Genomic DNA, 17,092 nt, shown 5'->3' on the forward strand with positions numbered 1-17,092 from the left:
CAAACCAGGGTAGGTCGCCCCCGAGCGGCGCGGCCACGTTCCGCCCCGATGGTGATGATCACCAGATTGATTTTACACAGCGAATCCTGCATCGCGCGCCTCGGTTGTCTACGCGCCAACCATGCCAGCGTTCTTGAGCCGATCTTGTCCGACTGCGACATCTTGTCGTTTTCAGACCAATCCGGCCCGTCAATCCGGCCTGTTTACCAGCGCCCCGAGGCCCCGCCACCACCCGACGAGCCACCACCAAAGCTGGACGATGAACTCTTGGAACTGGATATCCGCGAGATCGTGTAGGACGACGTGTCGTGGTAGTCGCAGCTTGTGCAATGGGTTGTGCGTTCACCCCGGCCCGAATGCGCCCGCGTAGCGGCTTCGAGCGTATGGCGTTCAATTGACAGAGTGCGTTGGCCGCATTTCGGGCAGCGGCGCATCGAGGCGAGCTTGTCCTTGATGGTTCGTCCGAAGATCACCAACCCAATGGGCACGAAAATCAGGCCAAACCACCATAGAGGAGCCCCGTCACCACCGCGATCCGGTGGCGCCGCGCCCGCGTGAAAAGGGCGGGCGATCTTGCGGATTGTTTCGTCGACGCCCTCCTTGATGCCGGATTCGTAGTTGCCGTTCTTGAACTCGGGAATGATGGCGTTGTCCATCACCCAGTTGGCCTCGAACTGCCATTCCCCGGCATAGCCTTTGCCCAGTTCGATCCGGGATTCGCGGTCAGTCAGCAAAACAAGGAAGAGGATACCGTCATTGCGGGTCTTGTGGCCAATGCCCCATTGATCGAAGAGACCGGCGGCGAACTCTTCAAGGCTGAGGTCCGGCGCGAACATGTCCTTGCGCGACAGGGTGACGACGGTCATCTCGATGCCGGTGTCCTCGCGCAGCAAGTCAAGCTGGGTGGAGATCTCGGTTTCGGTCTCGTCCGAAAGAAGCCCGGCAAAGTCGTTGACCGTGAGGCTTTCATAGTCGGGATAGGTCTGTGCTATGGCAATGCCCGACAGCATTGCGACAGCCACCAGAAGGCTGGTCAGAAAACGTGTCATATGAAAACTCTCAGGCTGCAAATGTGATGCCCAAGAATAGGCCCGTGACGGGTTGGAACGCAATCAGATTTGCGCTGCAGCGAATGCGACAAGTGATTTCAGGGCCGCGGCAAATGCGTCGTCCCCGATGGTCATGGCAACGCGGATATGGCCTGATGCTGCTTTGCCAAAGCTTTCCCCGGGCATGACGGCGATACGGTGCGTGTCGAGCAGTTTCTCGGCAAAGGCATTGCCCGAAAGGCCTGTCGCACGGATGTCGAGCATCAGGTACATAGCTCCTTGCGGGGGTACTGCGCGAACAACATTCTGTCCGGCGAGGATGTCCAGGGCGATCTCGCGGCGGCGACGGAATGGGGCCGCGATTTCTTCTTCGAAACCGGGGCCCTGGCGTAGGGCGTAAAGCGCGGCATCCTGCACGAACCCTGCGACGCCATAGTTTGTGTGGGTCGAGAGGTTGGTGATGTGGGCAATGGCCTCTTTCGGTCCAACGATCCATCCGATGCGCGAGCCGGTCATGGCGTGGCTTTTCGACATGGAGCCAACGACAAGTGTGCGCTCGGCCATACCCGGCAGGGCGCGGATCGACAGGTGGTCTCCCTGCCAGACCTGCGTGTCGTAGACCTCGTCCGAGATGACCCAGAAATCGCTGTTTTGCGCCACCTCGGCAATGCCTTCCAGGGTGGTGCGGGAATAGACCACGCCGGTGGGGTTGTTGGGGGAGTTGATCAGCAGCGAGGCGGCACCGTCCGCTGCGGCGGCGTCAATGTCTGCCGGGTCGGGTTGAAAGGCGGAATCGGGGCTGGCCTTGACAGGGACCGGGGTCGCGCTGGCCCCGCGCAAGGTGCCGGGATAGGTGGCGTAGTAAGGATCGATGAACAATGCCCGATCGCCAGAATCACAAGTGGCGACATGAGCGGCGAAAAGCGCGGCCTGTCCTCCGGCCGTGACAACCACGTTGTCGAGCGTCGTGGGAACGCCGGTGGCAGCTTGTACCCGGGCGGCGATTTCTTCCCGCAACGGCGCGATGCCGGGGATCGCGGCGTATCCAGTATGGCCAGCGCGCGCGGCGCGGTGCATCTCGTCAAGGATGCGCGTGTCGGTGCGGATGTCGTGTTCGCCTATGGTCAGCTCGGTCACTTGTTCGCCTGCATCAATCATGGCGCGCGCGCGAAAAAAAAGTTCCCATCCGCCCGAGGCATCGGGGGTCAGCGTGGTGATCCGGTTTGAAAGTGACATGGCGATTCCCCTCTGCTCCTGTCGCATGACAGGCCAGAAGGTTCGCGCCCTGTCAATTGCTACGCAGGGGCAGGGTGGTCCGGGCTTTCTTGCTTTGGCTGGTACGGACGGTGTCATAGGAGATCGTGAGGCGGCGGCGGAGTTCGTCCTCTTTTGTCCCGTCAAACGGCATATGCTGTCAGAAGCGCTACAAATTGGACGCTTTGATGCCGACGCTGGCCTTGATCAGCATTTGTGCCATGTCGATATCTGGGGATTTTTTTGAGATACTCCGTCACCAACCGAACCAATACAGGCAAGCAGCTTATCGCCAACCGTCCATGCGTTATGGCCACCACCCCAAGGGTTCGATCGCTCGACTTCGCGGAAGGTGGCGGTGATGCGATTGGCCGTGTCGCGGCTCATTGCACTCTCCTACTTGGCAGGTACGGATTTATTCCATAAGATTGATCTCATGAACGGAACTATCATCATTATCTGCTGCATTACCTGCTGACATCGTCAGGCGGGCCGTTCTTCTGTTTTCATCCATGATCGAAGTTGCTAAGCCCGCCACGGATTACGTGTGCGTGAGGACACCATGACCGACATCAAGCTCTACAATACCAAGACGCGAACCAAGGAACGGTTCGAGCCAATCGACGCGCAGAATGTCCGCATGTATGTCTGTGGTCCCACGGTCTATGACCGCGCTCATATCGGCAATGCCCGGCCGGTGGTGGTGTTCGACACGCTCTATCGCCTACTGCGCCATGTCTATGGGCCGGATCACGTGACCTATGTGCGCAACTTCACCGATGTGGATGACAAGATCAACGCGACCGCGCTGGCCCGCAAAGAGGCGGGGGCCGCGGGGACGTTGGAAGAGCTGGTGCATGAACGGTCCGCGGAAACCATCGGCTGGTATCTCTCGGATATGGGTGCGTTGGGGGCGGTGGAGCCTGACCATATGCCGCGGGCAACCGAATATATCCCGCAGATGATCGCGATGATCGAGGACCTGATCGCCAAGGGCCATGCCTATGAGGCCGAGGGCCACGTGCTTTTTGCAGTGGATTCGTGGCGCGAGCACTATGGCGAACTGTCAGGGCGCTCTTTGGATGACATGATCGCGGGAGCGCGGGTCGAGGTCGCGCCTTACAAGCGCAACCCGATGGATTTCGTGTTGTGGAAACCGTCAACGGATGAATTGCCGGGATGGGATTCGCCTTGGGGTCGGGGGCGGCCGGGCTGGCATATCGAATGCTCGGCGATGTCTTATGAGCTGCTGGGCGAAACGTTTGATATTCACGGCGGCGGCAATGACCTGATGTTCCCGCATCATGAGAACGAGATTGCGCAGAGTTGCTGCGCCCATGGTGATGATACATTCGCCAAGGTTTGGATGCACAATGAGATGCTGCAGGTTGAGGGCAAGAAAATGTCCAAGAGCCTTGGCAATTTCTTTACCGTGCATGATCTTCTGGAGGGCCATGACGGGGAACCGCCAGTGCCCGGAGAGGTGATCCGGTTTGTCTTCCTGTCGACGCACTATCGCAAGCCGATGGACTGGACCGAGAAGAAGCGGCAGGAAGCCGAGGCAACGCTGCGCAAATGGCGTGGGCTGGTTGACGGTGTAGAGGCCGGGAAACCCTCGGAGGCGGTGCTGGCGGCCTTGGCGGATGACCTGAACACGGCAGGGGCGATTACCGAGATGCATAAGCTGGCTGCGGCTGGTGATGCGGCATCGCTGAAAGGGTCTGCTGGTCTATTAGGACTACTATTGCCGATGTGGGATGAAGCTTTCCATTCCAAGCACAAGCAAAAAGATTTGGCAGCCTTGGCTCGCCTTGAAAAACAGCTTTTCGCAATCCGCCAAGCCGCGATGGCTAGCAAGGACTTTACCCAAGTTGATGCCATGAAAGCCGCATTGACGGACGCTGGGGTCGAAGTGCGCATGTCCAAAGAAGGGGTCGAACTGATCCCTGGACCGCAGTTCAATGCCCCGATGCTGGAGGGGTTAGAATGACGCACACCGTTTCTACAGGGAACAACCGGCGCGCATGCGCCATGCCCGACCTCCCCCTCGGGAGGGCATTCAGCAACATTGGCAGCGTGCGCAGCGTGAGCGGGTGTTTCGCCACCTCTGCCACACCAAACCTTGACACCTCCCGAGGTCAAGCATGGCGCATGCACACCTCCGGGGAAGGGGGCCAACATGACTGAACGCCTTTACATCTACGACACCACACTGCGCGACGGTCAACAGACGCAAGGCGTGCAGTTCTCGACCCCGGAAAAGCAGCAGATCGCCGAAACGCTGGATGCGCTGGGGGTGGATTACATCGAGGGCGGCTGGCCCGGGGCGAATCCGACCGATAGCGACTTCTTTGCCGAGGCTCCCAAGACCAACGCCACCTTCACTGCCTTTGGCATGACCAAGCGGGCCGGTCGGTCCGCCGAAAATGATGACGTGTTGGCCGAGGTGATGAACGCCGGAACCCCCGCCGTCTGTCTTGTCGGCAAGACCCATGATTTCCACGTGCGCACCGCGCTGGGTATCGCGCTGGAGGAAAACTGCGAAAACATCCGCGCCAGTGTGGCCCATATCAAGGCGCAGGGCCGTGAGGCGCTGTTCGACGCCGAGCATTTCTTTGACGGTTACAAGGCCAATGCACCTTATGCGCTGGAATGTGTGCTCGAGGCCTATGAGGCCGGCGCGCGCTGGGTGGTTCTGTGCGACACCAATGGCGGCACCCTGCCGCAGGATATCCACGACATTACCCGCGCGGTGATCGAAGCGGGTATTCCCGGTACCCGTCTGGGCATTCACACGCACAACGATACGGAAAACGCCGTGGCAGGCACGTTGGCCGCGATTGATGCAGGTGCGCGGCAGGTGCAGGGCACGCTGAATGGGCTGGGCGAGCGTTGCGGTAATGCGAACCTGACCACGCTCGTTCCGACGCTGTTGCTCAAGGAACCCTATGCCAGCCAGTTCGAGACCGGGATCACGCTTGAGGCGCTGAAAACCCTGACGCTGGCCTCGCGGCAACTCGATGACATCCTGAACCGGGTGCCATTGCGCCAGGCGCCTTACGTTGGGGCCAGTGCCTTTGCCCACAAGGCCGGGCTGCATGCCAGTGCGATCCTCAAGGACCCGACGACCTATGAGCACATAGATCCCGAGACGGTGGGCAATGCGCGCATCATCCCGATGTCGAACCAGGCGGGGCAGTCGAACCTGCGCCGCCGACTTGCCGATGCCGGGCTTGAGGTGGAAAAGGACAACCCGGCGCTGCCGCGTATCCTCGACGAGATCAAGCGGCGTGAAGCGGCGGGCTATACCTATGACAGCGCCCAAGCATCTTTCGAATTGCTGGCGCGGCGCGAACTGGGGCTTTTGCCCGAGTTCTTCGAGGTCAAGCGCTACAAAGTCACCGTCGAGCGGCGCAAGAACAAGTACAACCGCATGGTGAGCCTCTCCGAGGCCGTGGTGGTGGTGAAAATCGACGGGGAAAAGAAGCTCTCGGTCAGCGAGTCGCTGGACGAGAGCGGTTCTGACCGTGGTCCTGTGAACGCGCTCAGCAAGGCGCTGGGTAAGGACCTTGGTCCATATCAAGCGATGACTGACGACATGCGGCTGGTGGACTTCAAGGTGCGCATCACCCAGGGCGGGACCGAGGCGGTGACCCGCGTCATAATCGACAGCGAGGACGGGCAGGGGCGGCGCTGGTCGACCGTGGGGGTCAGCGCTAACATCGTCGATGCGTCCTTCGATGCGCTTCTCGATGCGATCAACTGGAAGATCTTGCGCGATACTGGTTCGTAAGGGGCACCCGAGATGGACATGGAGGGTTTCTTTCGCCTGCATGACGGGTTGCCACGCGAGGGGCCCGGTTGTGACGGTGATGTGGAATGGGCCGTTGCCAAGGCCGGAATGGCGGGTGCGGCGCGTGTTCTGGATGCCGGGTCAGGGCCCGGGGGCGATGTGACCGCGTTGCGTCGGGCCATGCCCGGGGCTAAAATCGTTGCGGTGGACAGCCACACGCCCTTCATCGATACGTTGAATGCACGCTTTGCCGGCGATCCGAAGGTAAATGGCGTTGTCGGTGATATGATGGTGCAGGACGGCCCGTTCGACCTGATCTGGTCTGCCGGGGCGATCTATTTCATCGGCGTCACAGAGGCATTGACCGGCTGGCGGCAGGCCTTGGCACCGGTTGGCGTGGTGGCGTTTTCGCAGGCCTGCCTGTTTCGTCCCGATCCGCCCGAGGCAGTGAACACACTGTTCGAGGGATATCCGATCACCGATGCGGCGGGAATTTCGGCGCAGGTTGTTGCGGCGGGGTACAAGGTTCTGGCCTCGCGCCCGGTGGGCGATACGGCCTGGGAGACCTACTACCAGCCGCAGGAGGCGCGGATTGCCGAGCTGTGGGCAGCGGGGGGTATTGATCAGGCGCTGCAAGTGGCGATTGACGAGGCCGAACAGGAAATTGCTATCTGGCGCACGCATCGGGCGGATTTTGGCTATCAGTTGTTTGTGGTGGAACCGGCATGATTACCGGAGTGACAAAATTCCTCGCGATTTCCGTTGCAATTTACTTTGCCATTGCGCTGGGTTTGATCTTGTCGCAATCACCCAAGAGCCTGAAGGGCAACGCGCAATCACTTGATTTCGAAGCAATATTAGATCGGCCTTGGATGTTACGTCCGCCCAACGGCGTGGAAGAGCTCCAGGCGACCTTTACCGCGGCGAACGGGGACGAATTGCCGGAGTTCCTGCTGATTGCCGGGGCAGAGGACGAGTCTTTTATCGCTTCGCTATATCAACCGACCATGGAACCGTTGTCCACGAAGGGACGCTACGAGGTCGTTCCTGACTTAGGCCATCTGGCGGTGGTGGACGCGCCCGAGACACTGAACCTGATCCGCGAGTTCCTGCGATGATTGACGATTTTACCGCTTGTGCACAAATTGTTGAGCGGGGTGACCCGGCGCGGTTTCGTGCGGTGATGGCGGCACCGCCGGGGGTGCGGGAGCGATTGTTCGCCCTTTATGCTTTCAATGTCGAAATCGCCCGCGCGCCGTACGTGACCTCGGAACCTGGAATCGCCGAGATACGCTTGCAGTGGTGGATCGACGCGTTGGGCGAGATTGCCCAGGGCGGAGCGGTGCATAAACACGAGGTGGTGGTGCCCCTGGCGCTCTCCATCACATCCTCGCAGGCGCTGGATTTGCAAGCCGTGGTCGAGGCACGGTTTCATGATGTTTATAACGATCCCTTTGCCGACGGCGTGGCGTTGTGCCGGTATCTGGAGGCTACGTCGGGTACCGTGCTTGAAGTGGCGGCGGGGATGTTAGGGCAGGGCGACGCGGCTCCGGCACGGGCGGCGGGATTTGCGCAAGGTCTGGCGAATTGGTTGCGGGCAGTGCCTGCACTCAAGGCGCATGGCAAATCTCCCTTGCCGGATGAAAGCGACGCGGCGATTGCGGCTCTGGCGACTGAAGGGCTGGTGGCTTTGAATGAGGCTCGTGGTATCGTCAAAACGGCGCAACCGGCCTTCTATGCCGTGGCGGGAACGCGGCGAGTGTTGAAAAGCGCGCGGGCCAATCCCGGTCGGGTTCTCGCGGGGAGGTTGGAGCCGGGGCCGATGGCGGAGAGCCTGTCTTTGCTACGGGCAGTCGTTCTCAAGTCCTGGTAGATTGCTCTTCGGACGTGACGGTCCGCCTCGCGAGGCCGTCCGCCAGGACGGAAGAGCGGTTCAGACCAAATCCTCGTCGCGACGGAACCACAACCAGATCAGCGCGCCGCCAGCCAGCATCAGGAACGGGGCCATAGCGAGGTTGACGCTGGCCCAGCCGGCCTGGGCATCACCACCCGAACAGTTCATCAACCCGCCTGAGGCGAGTGACGCCATGGTCACGCCCCCAAATACGATCACGTCGTTCAAGCCCTGCATCCGACCGCGTTCCTCGGGGGCATGCGAAGACGCCAGCAGAGTCGTGGCGCCGATGAAGCCAAAATTCCAGCCGATGCCGAGCAGGATCAGGGCAATGTAGAAGTTTTCCAATGCTACGCCCTGAAGCGCCACCGCACCCGCGCCCGCAAGGATGACAAGACCTGTCGCCATAATCGTCTTGATCCCGAACCGGGCAATCAGGTGGCCGGTAAAGAAGCTGGGCACATACATGGCCAGCACGTGGGCGCTGACGATATTGGCCGCCGTACCAGTCTCGAAGCCACAACCGACCACGGCCAGGGGCGTCGAGGTCATGACCAGGTTCATTAGTGCATAAGATACCATCGCCACGATCACAGAGACCGTGATGACCGGTGTTGTGATCATTTCGCGCCGAGTGCGGCCCACCGGTGCACCTTCGGCTGGCGGTTTTGGTGTCGGTATATCGAGGAACAGGAACAAGGCAGAGCCCAGAACGTTGGTGACGATCACCGCAAGGTAGGTACCCATGAAGGGAACCACCATCGCTTCGGCGGTGAATTTCACCACCTGCGGGCCGATGATCGCAGCGGCCAGCCCACCAGCCATGACATAGGAGATCGCCTTGGGGCGGAACTCGTCACTGGCGGTATCTGCGGCAGCAAAGCGGTAAAACCCGTGTGCCGACATGTAGACGCCGGTCAGAAGCGAGCCTGTCAGAAAGATCGGGAACGAGGCTTGATAGAGCCCATAAGCCCCGACGATGCCACCCAATGCACCGAAGGCAGCGCCAAGGAAGAATCCGGTGCGGCGGCCCCATTTCTGCATAATCATCGACACCGGCGTCGCCGCCAGCATCGAACCGAGAACGATTAGCGAGATCGGCAGGGTTGCAAAACAGGCATTGGACGCAAGCGACTGCCCCGCCAACCCGCCGATGGTAAAAATCATCGGCATCTGCGCGCCCAGAATGGCCTGCGCCAACGTGAGGATGATCACGTTGCGTTTGGCACGGCTGTCGTCATGCGGGGCAGGTGAGGCGGTCGCTAGGGTCATGCCGTCCCGCCTAACGGTTTCGCGGCAGGGCTGCAAGCGGCACCTTACGTCGGGTGTTTCACGTCAATCAGGTGGGCAAACGAGCCCGCCACTTTACCGTTCACGAGCCCCATGTCGGGCAGGGCCATGCCCTCGGCATCGCTTGCGCGAAAAAGAGGTGTGCCGTCTGTCTTGAGCGTGGTGGCGTAATGAAACTCGTGCCCGTTGAAGCTGCCCTGGAATGGGCCGCGCAGGGCAGTTAGGCTACGATAGCCCAAATGCAAGCGGCGCTTTTCGAAGGAGGTGGCAAGCGGGAGCAACCCGGCCATGGCATGCGCCACGCCCTGAGCGTCGATCAGGGTCTCGCCAAGTGTCATGTATCCGCCGCATTCTCCATATATTTCAGCGCATTGCGCGGCGTTCCTGAGGGTTGTCAAAAAGATTTTTGCCGTGCTGAGATGTCCGGCATGCAATTCGGGATAGCCACCGGGGAGATAGACGAAATCGGCCTCGGGTACCGGATCATCGGCCAGCGGCGAGAAAAAGCGCAGCTCGGCACCGGCTGTGCGCCAATCGTTCAGCATATGCGGATAAGCAAAGGCGAAGGCTTGGTCGCGGGCTATGGCAATGGTCTGCGCCGGAGGACGAAGCCTGGCGGTCGGCGTTTTGGCTGGGCGCACTGGTTGTGCGATTTGCAGGAGCCTGTCGACATCGAGGCTTTTGCCCAGCTCAATCGCTGCCTTGTCGAGAAACGCGTCGAGATCGGCTCGCTCGCCCGCCTGCACAAGGCCCAGATGGCGCGAAGGCAGGGTCAGGTCGGGATTGCGGTGAAGTGCGGCCAAAACCGGCACGCCCAATGGTTCAAGCGCAAGTCGTAACAGGCGTTCATGCCGGTCCGAGCCGATATTATTGAGGATCACCCCAGCGATCGTGATCCGCGGGTCATGCGCTGCGAAACCACGCACCAACGCAGCCACCGATTGCGCCATGTGGCTGGCATTGACCACCAGAACCACGGGGATGGCCAAGGACTGCGCCACATCGGCCGCAGCCCCTTTGCCAGCGGGTGGGGTGCCGTCAAACAGGCCCATGGCGCCTTCGACAACCAAAAACCCGTTGCCTGCGGCCAAGATACGTAGCCGGTCTGGCACCATCGCCCAAGCGTCGAGGTTCAGGCACTCTGCTCCGCAGGCGGCTTCGTGAAAGCGGGGGTCAATGTAGTCGGGGCCGGATTTGGCGCCGCGCACGTCATGGCCGAGGGTCTTGAGCAACCGCAACAGCGCCAGCGTGACGGTGGTCTTGCCTGCACCCGATCCGGGTGCCGCGATCAGCACGCCCGGCATGGTGGGCTCAGCCCTGTTCAGCGGGTTTGCCGCGTCCAAGCGGGTCAAGATTTCGCGGGGGCTCGCCGCGGGCCAGCCCCTGCCAGTCCAGAACTTGCCGCATCAACACAGACCGTCCGACACAGACGATGGCGGGGGGTTCCATGCCGCTTGTCTCAATATCTGCCGCCAAGTTGCCCAGCGTGGTTTCCAGGACCTTCTGATCCTTGGTGGTGGCCTGGCTGACCACGGCGACTGGTTCATCGGTGGGTTTGCCTGCCTTCAGAAGAGCATTCGCAATCCGCTCGGCATGTTTCATGCCCATATAGATCACCAGCACCTGAGCTCCCTTGGCCAGTGCGTCCCAATTGAGCGAGGCCGGGGTTTCCCCCGACTGGTCATGGCCGGTGACAAAAGTCACGGCCTGGTTCACGTCGCGGTGGGTGACCGGCACGCCGGCATAGGCCAACCCGCCGATGCCAGCGGAAATGCCGGGAATGATGCGCACGTTGACGCCGTGCTGGATCAGGGTCTGGGCCTCTTCGCCGCCACGTCCGAAAACAAATGGGTCGCCGCCCTTGAGCCGCAGCACGCGTTTGCCTTCCTTGGCGAGGTCCACCAGACGCAGCGAAATGTCGCGCTGTTTCACCGAGGGCTTGCCGCCGCGCTTGCCAGCATAGACAAGTTCGGCCTGCGGCGCCCAATCAAGAATTCTGTCCTCGACCAGCGCATCGTAAACAACGACGTCGGCCTGGCGTAAAGCGTTTACGGCATGTAGGGTCAGAAGCCCGGGATCGCCTGGGCCTGCGCCGCACAGCCATACCCAGCCGGGTTCGAGAACGGGCCAGTCCTGGCCGGGCAACGATATCTTGGTATCTGAATCGGTCATGCCCCCTTATGCCGCGCCGGAATAGCCAAGGAAAGAGCGTCAATTCGCCCTTGTTTGACCGTCTCGATGGGGCGTTCCGGCGGGCCCCCGGCAGAAAATTGCGCATTTTCCGCCACACGAGGCGCAGTTTCGGCCTTTTATCCCGGCGTTCAAGCCACTAGATAACTCTGCAACAGACATTTTGGGCGGCGCTGCGACCGTGCTGCTCGAACTAGGGAGAAGACACAATGCTCAACAATATCGGCCTTCCCGGCATCCTTCTGATCGCAATCGTGGTTCTGGTCCTGTTTGGACGTGGCAAGATCAGCTCGCTGATGGGCGAAGTTGGCAAAGGCATCACGTCGTTCAAGAAGGGCATCAACGAAGGCACCCAGGAGCTTGAAGACCAGGCGGCTGACGCGGCCAAGGACGTCACCCCCGAAGACGAAAAAGACAAGGTCTAAGCGCACATGTTCGACCTGGGTGGGTCCGAGCTTCTGGTTGTGGGCGTCGTTGCGCTGATCGTGGTCGGCCCCAAGGACCTGCCGATGCTGTTCCGCAAGGTCGGGCAGTTCGTTGGCAAGGCGCGCGGCATGGCCCGCGAGTTCAGCCGCGCCATGGAGGACGCCGCCGACGAGGCCGGGGTCAAGGAAACCGCCAAATCGCTGAAGAACATCACCAACCCAAAGCAAATGGGGCTGGATGCGGTGAAAGATGCGACAAGCGCTCTGACCAATATCGACCCTGACAGCGAGACCGGCAAACTGGCCGCCGAACGCAAGGACGCCGCGGACAAGATCCACGAGGCGACGGCGAAGAAAGCGCTGGAACGCAAGGCGGCCGAAGAGGCGGCCAAGCAGGCAGAGGCCGAGGTCGCGAAATCGACTGAGGATGCGGCAAAACCGGCCAAGAAGGTCCCGGCAAAAAAACCTGCGGCGAAAAAGGCCCCGGCCAAGAAACCGGCAGCGAAGAAACCGGCAGCGAAAAAGGCGACCACCAAGACGGCGACTAAGACGGCGACCAAGAAAAGCGGTTCCAAAGCATGAGCCAGACCGACACCTCCGAACACAATGACGAGATGGAAGAAAGCTCGGCCCCGCTGATCGAACATTTGGCCGAGCTACGCACGCGGCTGATTCGATCGGTTCTGGCCTTCGTGGTCGGCATTTGTCTGGCCTTTGTCGTGGCCGAACCGATCCTGCAATTCCTGTTGGCACCGATCGAAGCGACCCTGCGCGACCTGGGCGACCCGTCGCCGACGCTGCAATATACCTCACCCCAAGAATACCTGTTCACGCTTTTCCGAATATCGATGGTGTTCGGATTCGTGCTGGCTTTCCCGGTGATCTCGTTCCAGATGTGGCGCTTCATCGCGCCGGGGCTCTACAAGACCGAAAAGAACGCCTTTCTGCCGTTTCTGATCGCATCGCCCTTCATGTTCTTTCTGGGCGCAGCCTTTGCGCATCTGGTGGTGACACCGCTGGCGATGAACTTCTTCCTCGGCTTTGCCGATGTCAGTTCGATCTTTGCCAACCTCCTGTCCGGCGCGGCAGGAGATTTGCCCCCCGATGCCGCGGTGGTGCCGGAAACCGACGAGGGTATCAGGGTCACGTTCTTCGGCAAGGTCAATGAATCGCTGGATATCACGCTGAAATTCATTATCGCCTTCGGTCTGTGTTTCCAGCTTCCGGTGCTTCTGACCCTGATGGGCAAGGCCGGGCTGGTGAATGCCAAGGGCTTGGGCAACGTGCGCAAATACGCCATGGTCGGCATTTTGGTGCTGGCCGCACTTGTGACCCCGCCGGACGTGGTGACGCAGCTCATTCTCTTCACCGTAGTGTATGGACTCTATGAAGTGTCGATCTTCCTTGTGGCGCGGGTCGAGAAGAAACGTGAAGTCGAGCTGCGGGCGCAGGGCTTGTGGTTCGAGGACGATGAAGAGGAAGGCGAAGACCCAGAAGGCGAAGAAGACCTCTCGGAGGACATCTTCGGCGAAGGTGAGGCGTTCGACGATCCGCTGTTCAACGAGTTCGACGCCGATGAAGACGACGAGGACGACCCCGGCATGGTCGATGACACCAAGTGAGTGACATCGCGCTAAACCGGATCGCCGCGGCGCTGGAGCGATTGTCGCCCGCGCCGCTGGACACCCCGGAGTTTTCTGCCGCATCGGCCTTTGTCTGGCATGTGGAGCCCGACCGGCTTGAGCCGGTGGGCGAGGTCAACCGGGTGCCGTTGTCGCTTTTGCTCGGCGTGGATCGGTCGCGGGACACGCTGTTGGCCAATACACAGCAATTCGCTGCCGGTCTTCCGGCCAACAACGCACTTCTTTGGGGTGCGCGGGGCATGGGCAAATCTTCGCTGGTGAAGGCAGTGCATGCGGATGTGCAAGCCACCCATGCCGGACTCAAACTGGTCGAGCTGCAACGCGAGGACTTGCCTTCGGTCGGGCGCCTGCTGAACGTGCTGCGCGGGGCGTCGGAACGGTTCATTCTGTTTTGCGACGACCTGTCCTTTTCGCATGATGACCAGCACTACAAGTCTTTGAAGGCGGTTCTTGACGGCGGGATCGAAGGGCGGCCTGTCAACGTGGTGTTTTACGCCACCTCGAACCGCCGCCACCTAATGCCACGTGACATGATCGAGAACGAGCGTGGCTCGGCGATCAACCCGTCCGAGGCGGTCGAGGAAAAGGTGTCGCTGTCGGACCGGTTCGGGCTGTGGCTGGGCTTCCACCCCTGCACCCAGGACGAGTTCCTGACGATGATCCAAGGCTATTGCGACCATTACGGCATCGATATCTCTGACGAGGAAATGCGTGCCGAAGCCATTGAATGGCAGGCGACGCGCGGGGCGCGATCGGGTCGGGTGGCCTGGCAATACGTGACCGACCTGGCCGGACGAAAAGGTGTGACCCTGCGATAGGGCCACCGACCGGTTACTTAAGATAGGGCATCGGATCGACGCGGTCGAAGCCTTCCAGTACCTGGAAATGCACGTAAGAGCTTTTGCCCGAGCGGATCGCGGCGAGTTTCTGGCCGCGCCTGACCTTATCGCCTTTCTTGACGGCGATATTGGCGACATTGGCATAGACCGTCACCAGATTCTTGGCGTGTTTCACGATGATGATCGGCACCTGATCTGGGTCCGAGGTGATCGCGGCGACGGTTCCGGCCTCGGCCGCGGTAATCGACGTGCCGGCAGCGGCGGCGATGTCGATTCCATCGGTCTTGCCCTTCACGAACTCGCGGATGATCTTGCCCTGGACCGGGTAGGCGAGCTTGCCACTGCCGGTTGAGACCTTGGTCTGAGTCTTGCCCAGGTCGGTCGTGGTGGTTTTGGCTTCTGCCTTGGCCTCGGCCAGCGGTTTGGTGCTTTCCTTGGGCAGCGGCTGGGTTGAACTGGGTGGTGTTGGGGTTGGCGTACCGGTGCCGGGAGGTTCGGTTTCGGGCTGTTGCTTCTTCGCGGGTTTCTGTGGTGCAACTTCGGGCACCGGGATCAGCAGATAGCGGCCTTCCTGAATGGCAAAGTCACTGCCCAGCCCGTTCCATTCGGCCAGGGATCGCACCGATACGCCATAGAGACGAGCAATGGTATAGGCGGTTTCACCACGTTGCACCTTGTGGCGCTTGGGTTCGATCCCACGGGCGATCTTGGGCTCGGGCGGTGGCGTGGCTGCGGGCAAGGTGGTGGTTTCCACCTTCTGACTGTCGGCCCTGGCAATGGCGCTCGAGGCCAGTGTCGTGATGTCCACGCCGGGTGGCTGGATCGGGCCCGTAGTGGCCGAACCGGTCGCCGGAGAGGGTTCCGCGACGCGACGGGGCAGGGCGACCACTTCGCCGGGACGCAGGAGATCGGTAGTGGCGATGCCGTTGTACCTGGCCAAGGCATTTGCATCGGTGCCCACGCGGGCAGCCACATCGGCCAGCGTATCGCCACGCTTGGCAATGGCCACCTGGTAGTTTGGGTAGGAAATCACACCGCGATCATCGGGTTTGGGGCGTTTCGCTGTGGCCTGCCGGGCCGCATCGGCGGTATTCAGCCCGCCACCGAAGGCGCCGCGCAGATCGAGGTCCAGAGGCTGGTCACAGGCGCTTAGCGCCAGCGCGCCGATGGCCAAAAAATAGGGGGCGGGTCTGATAGAAATCCGCATCTCGATATCCTCACTCCGACCCCTTGTTGCCGGGGCTCTGGGTTTCTTTACCATTTATCAAGTGTCTCTGCCGAGACCTTCCAGCAAAGGCACAAACCGAACCGGGCGCAACTCTTCGTAGTCGAATCCGTGCTCGCCCTTGGTCACCTTGATCAGGCTTTGCACCGCGTCCGACTGGCCCACCGGCACGACCATGATACCCCCGATTTTCAACTGGGCCAAGAGCGGCCCTGGCGGGTCTTCGGCTGCGGCGGTCACGATGATGCGATCAAAAGGTGCCTGCTCGGGCAGGCCGAAGCTCCCGTCGCTGGTCATGGTGGTGACGTTGGTCAGGTCCATGGCCCGGAATATCTCGCTCGCTTCCCGCACCAGGCGGCGGTGGCGGTCAACAGTGTAGACCCGGCGCGCCAACTGGCTGAGAATGGCAGCCTGGTAGCCTGAGCCGGTCCCGACTTCGAGAACCTTGTCTCGCGGGCTGACCTCGAGTGCCTGGGTCATAAGTCCGACGACCGAGGGTTGCGAGATGGTCTGGCCACAGGCGATCGGCAGCGGCATGTCCTCGTAGGCGCGTTCAGCAAAGAGGCCGCGGACAAAAGGACCGCGGTCGATCTTTTCCATCGCTTCAAGCACGCGCGCGTCTGTCACCCCCTTGGAGCGCAGTGCAAAAAGAAACTGCATTTTGCGTTCCGCGATGTCGTTGCCCGCGCTCATTCGATGCCTTTCAGCGTATCAATCATGTCATGCGCCGTAAGATCGGCACGCATTGGCGTGACCGAGATGTAACCGTCCAGATTGACTGCGGCGTCGGTGCCCGGTTCGGTCGGGCGGTGCTGTTCGCCGCCCTTGATCCACAGGAACTTGCGTCCCGAGGGCGAGCGGTGCGGCTCGGTTGAGAACCGGGTGTGGCGGCGAAACCCTTGCGCGGCGACCCGCGTACCCAGAACACGATCAGCGGGTTGGGGCGGGAAGTTGATGTTGTAGAATAGACGGTAGTCGTCTTTGTTTTCGGGGGCGGCGTCCAGCACCTTGCGGATAACTTCGGCACCATAGACGCGGGCGGCCTCAAACGGATCATCAGCGTGGAAATTCTGCGGTCCAAGATACTGTGAGAGGGCAAAGGAGGTGACGCGCTGCAATGCGCCTTCCATCGCCGCACCCAACGTGCCGGAGTAAAGCGCGTTTTCAGCCGAGTTGTTGCCACGGTTGACACCGGAGAGGATCAGGTCCGGCTTTTCCCCCAGAACCTCGTGAATGCCGGCCATCACGCAATCGGCCGGGCTGCCCTCGGCAGCATAGCGCCGGTCGCCCATCTTGTTGATCATCATCGGGTGGGTGTAGCTGATGCAATGGCCAACGCCGGATTGCTCAAACGCGGGGGCCACGGTCCAGACCTCGCCATCGGGGCCAGCAAGAGCTTCAGCGATCTCCTGCATGACCACGAGGCCCGGTGCGTTGATCCCGTCGTCATTGGTGATGAGAATGCGCATGGTTCGGCCCCTGTTACCCTG

At 60.9% G+C, this 17,092-nt stretch carries 18 protein-coding genes; 10 read left to right on the forward strand and 8 right to left on the reverse strand.

Translation table 11 applies throughout. The annotated features are described in order from the left end of the window. Window positions 1-203 precede the first annotated feature (203 nt). Both RXV86_RS04540 and RXV86_RS04545 read right to left on the reverse strand, forming a co-directional pair. Complete coding sequence (locus RXV86_RS04540; RefSeq protein WP_316297830.1) at window positions 204-1,049, reverse strand: TPM domain-containing protein; 846 nt, start codon at window positions 1,047-1,049, stop codon at window positions 204-206. A gap of 63 nt (window positions 1,050-1,112) precedes the next feature. Next, on the reverse strand, window positions 1,113-2,285 hold the full coding sequence (locus RXV86_RS04545; protein ID WP_316297832.1) for a pyridoxal phosphate-dependent aminotransferase: 1,173 nt from the start codon (window positions 2,283-2,285) through the stop codon (window positions 1,113-1,115). A 25-nt stretch (window positions 2,286-2,310) separates the two neighbouring features. Between RXV86_RS04545 and RXV86_RS04550 the strand changes: the two genes are divergently transcribed. The 6 genes from RXV86_RS04550 (at window position 2,311) to RXV86_RS04575 (ending at window position 7,969) form a co-directional block, all read left to right on the forward strand. After that, window positions 2,311-2,550, forward strand: a complete 240-nt coding sequence (locus RXV86_RS04550; RefSeq protein WP_316297834.1) for a hypothetical protein — start codon at window positions 2,311-2,313, stop codon at window positions 2,548-2,550. 315 nt (window positions 2,551-2,865) lie between these two features. Further along, entirely contained in the window at window positions 2,866-4,293 is a 1,428-nt protein-coding gene (cysS, locus tag RXV86_RS04555) for a cysteine--tRNA ligase (RefSeq protein ID WP_316297836.1), read from the forward strand. Between the two features lie 189 nt (window positions 4,294-4,482). Then, entirely contained in the window at window positions 4,483-6,096 is a 1,614-nt protein-coding gene (gene cimA, locus RXV86_RS04560) for a citramalate synthase (protein ID WP_316297838.1), read from the forward strand. Between the two features lie 12 nt (window positions 6,097-6,108). Beyond that, window positions 6,109-6,825: a class I SAM-dependent methyltransferase gene (locus RXV86_RS04565; RefSeq protein WP_316297839.1), complete on the forward strand. Its 717-nt coding sequence runs from the start codon at window positions 6,109-6,111 to the stop codon at window positions 6,823-6,825. Further along, the gene (locus tag RXV86_RS04570; protein WP_316297841.1) at window positions 6,822-7,214 is read left to right on the forward strand and encodes an alpha/beta hydrolase; all 393 of its coding nucleotides are present in this window, start codon (window positions 6,822-6,824) and stop codon (window positions 7,212-7,214) included. Before RXV86_RS04565 ends, RXV86_RS04570 begins: the two co-directional genes overlap by 4 nt. Further along, entirely contained in the window at window positions 7,211-7,969 is a 759-nt protein-coding gene (locus RXV86_RS04575) for a squalene/phytoene synthase family protein (RefSeq protein ID WP_316297842.1), read from the forward strand. The genes RXV86_RS04570 and RXV86_RS04575 overlap by 4 nt, the downstream gene beginning before the upstream one ends. 60 nt (window positions 7,970-8,029) lie before the next feature. On the opposite strand, the gene RXV86_RS04580 is transcribed toward RXV86_RS04575, so the two are convergent. From RXV86_RS04580 to cobA, 3 genes are read right to left on the reverse strand one after another with little or no spacing between them, the layout of a single operon-like run. Further along, the gene (locus RXV86_RS04580; RefSeq protein WP_316297843.1) at window positions 8,030-9,262 is read right to left on the reverse strand and encodes an MFS transporter; all 1,233 of its coding nucleotides are present in this window, start codon (window positions 9,260-9,262) and stop codon (window positions 8,030-8,032) included. 44 nt (window positions 9,263-9,306) lie between these two features. Then, window positions 9,307-10,584, reverse strand: coding sequence for a cobyrinate a,c-diamide synthase (locus tag RXV86_RS04585; RefSeq protein WP_316298447.1), 1,278 nt, complete (start codon window positions 10,582-10,584; stop codon window positions 9,307-9,309). A gap of 7 nt (window positions 10,585-10,591) precedes the next feature. Beyond that, a complete protein-coding gene (cobA, locus tag RXV86_RS04590) occupies window positions 10,592-11,452 on the reverse strand; it encodes a uroporphyrinogen-III C-methyltransferase (protein WP_316297844.1) in 861 nt (286 codons plus the stop codon). A 227-nt stretch (window positions 11,453-11,679) separates the two neighbouring features. Between cobA and RXV86_RS04595 the strand changes: the two genes are divergently transcribed. The 4 genes from RXV86_RS04595 to RXV86_RS04610 are packed head-to-tail and all read left to right on the forward strand — an operon-like array spanning window position 11,680 to window position 14,356. Beyond that, window positions 11,680-11,895: a twin-arginine translocase TatA/TatE family subunit gene (locus tag RXV86_RS04595; protein ID WP_316297846.1), complete on the forward strand. Its 216-nt coding sequence runs from the start codon at window positions 11,680-11,682 to the stop codon at window positions 11,893-11,895. Between the two features lie 6 nt (window positions 11,896-11,901). After that, window positions 11,902-12,477, forward strand: coding sequence for a Sec-independent protein translocase protein TatB (tatB, locus tag RXV86_RS04600; RefSeq protein WP_316297848.1), 576 nt, complete (start codon window positions 11,902-11,904; stop codon window positions 12,475-12,477). Beyond that, window positions 12,474-13,517, forward strand: a complete 1,044-nt coding sequence (locus RXV86_RS04605) for a twin-arginine translocase subunit TatC (protein WP_316297849.1) — start codon at window positions 12,474-12,476, stop codon at window positions 13,515-13,517. The genes tatB and RXV86_RS04605 overlap by 4 nt, the downstream gene beginning before the upstream one ends. Beyond that, the gene (locus RXV86_RS04610; protein WP_316297851.1) at window positions 13,514-14,356 is read left to right on the forward strand and encodes an ATP-binding protein; all 843 of its coding nucleotides are present in this window, start codon (window positions 13,514-13,516) and stop codon (window positions 14,354-14,356) included. Before RXV86_RS04605 ends, RXV86_RS04610 begins: the two co-directional genes overlap by 4 nt. A 13-nt stretch (window positions 14,357-14,369) precedes the next feature. Here the strand turns inward: RXV86_RS04610 and RXV86_RS04615 are convergent, their stop codons facing one another. The 3 genes from RXV86_RS04615 to surE are packed head-to-tail and all read right to left on the reverse strand — an operon-like array spanning window position 14,370 to window position 17,071. Further along, a complete protein-coding gene (locus RXV86_RS04615) occupies window positions 14,370-15,584 on the reverse strand; it encodes a LysM peptidoglycan-binding domain-containing protein (protein ID WP_316297853.1) in 1,215 nt (404 codons plus the stop codon). A 57-nt stretch (window positions 15,585-15,641) separates the two neighbouring features. After that, on the reverse strand, window positions 15,642-16,295 hold the full coding sequence (locus RXV86_RS04620) for a protein-L-isoaspartate(D-aspartate) O-methyltransferase (protein WP_316297854.1): 654 nt from the start codon (window positions 16,293-16,295) through the stop codon (window positions 15,642-15,644). Continuing rightward, window positions 16,292-17,071: a 5'/3'-nucleotidase SurE gene (surE, locus tag RXV86_RS04625; protein ID WP_316297856.1), complete on the reverse strand. Its 780-nt coding sequence runs from the start codon at window positions 17,069-17,071 to the stop codon at window positions 16,292-16,294. Before surE ends, RXV86_RS04620 begins: the two co-directional genes overlap by 4 nt. Window positions 17,072-17,092: the final 21 nt, after the last annotated feature.

This window comes from Aliisedimentitalea sp. MJ-SS2 (assembly GCF_032586155.1).
Classification (GTDB): Bacteria; Pseudomonadota; Alphaproteobacteria; order Rhodobacterales; family Rhodobacteraceae; genus JAWHTC01.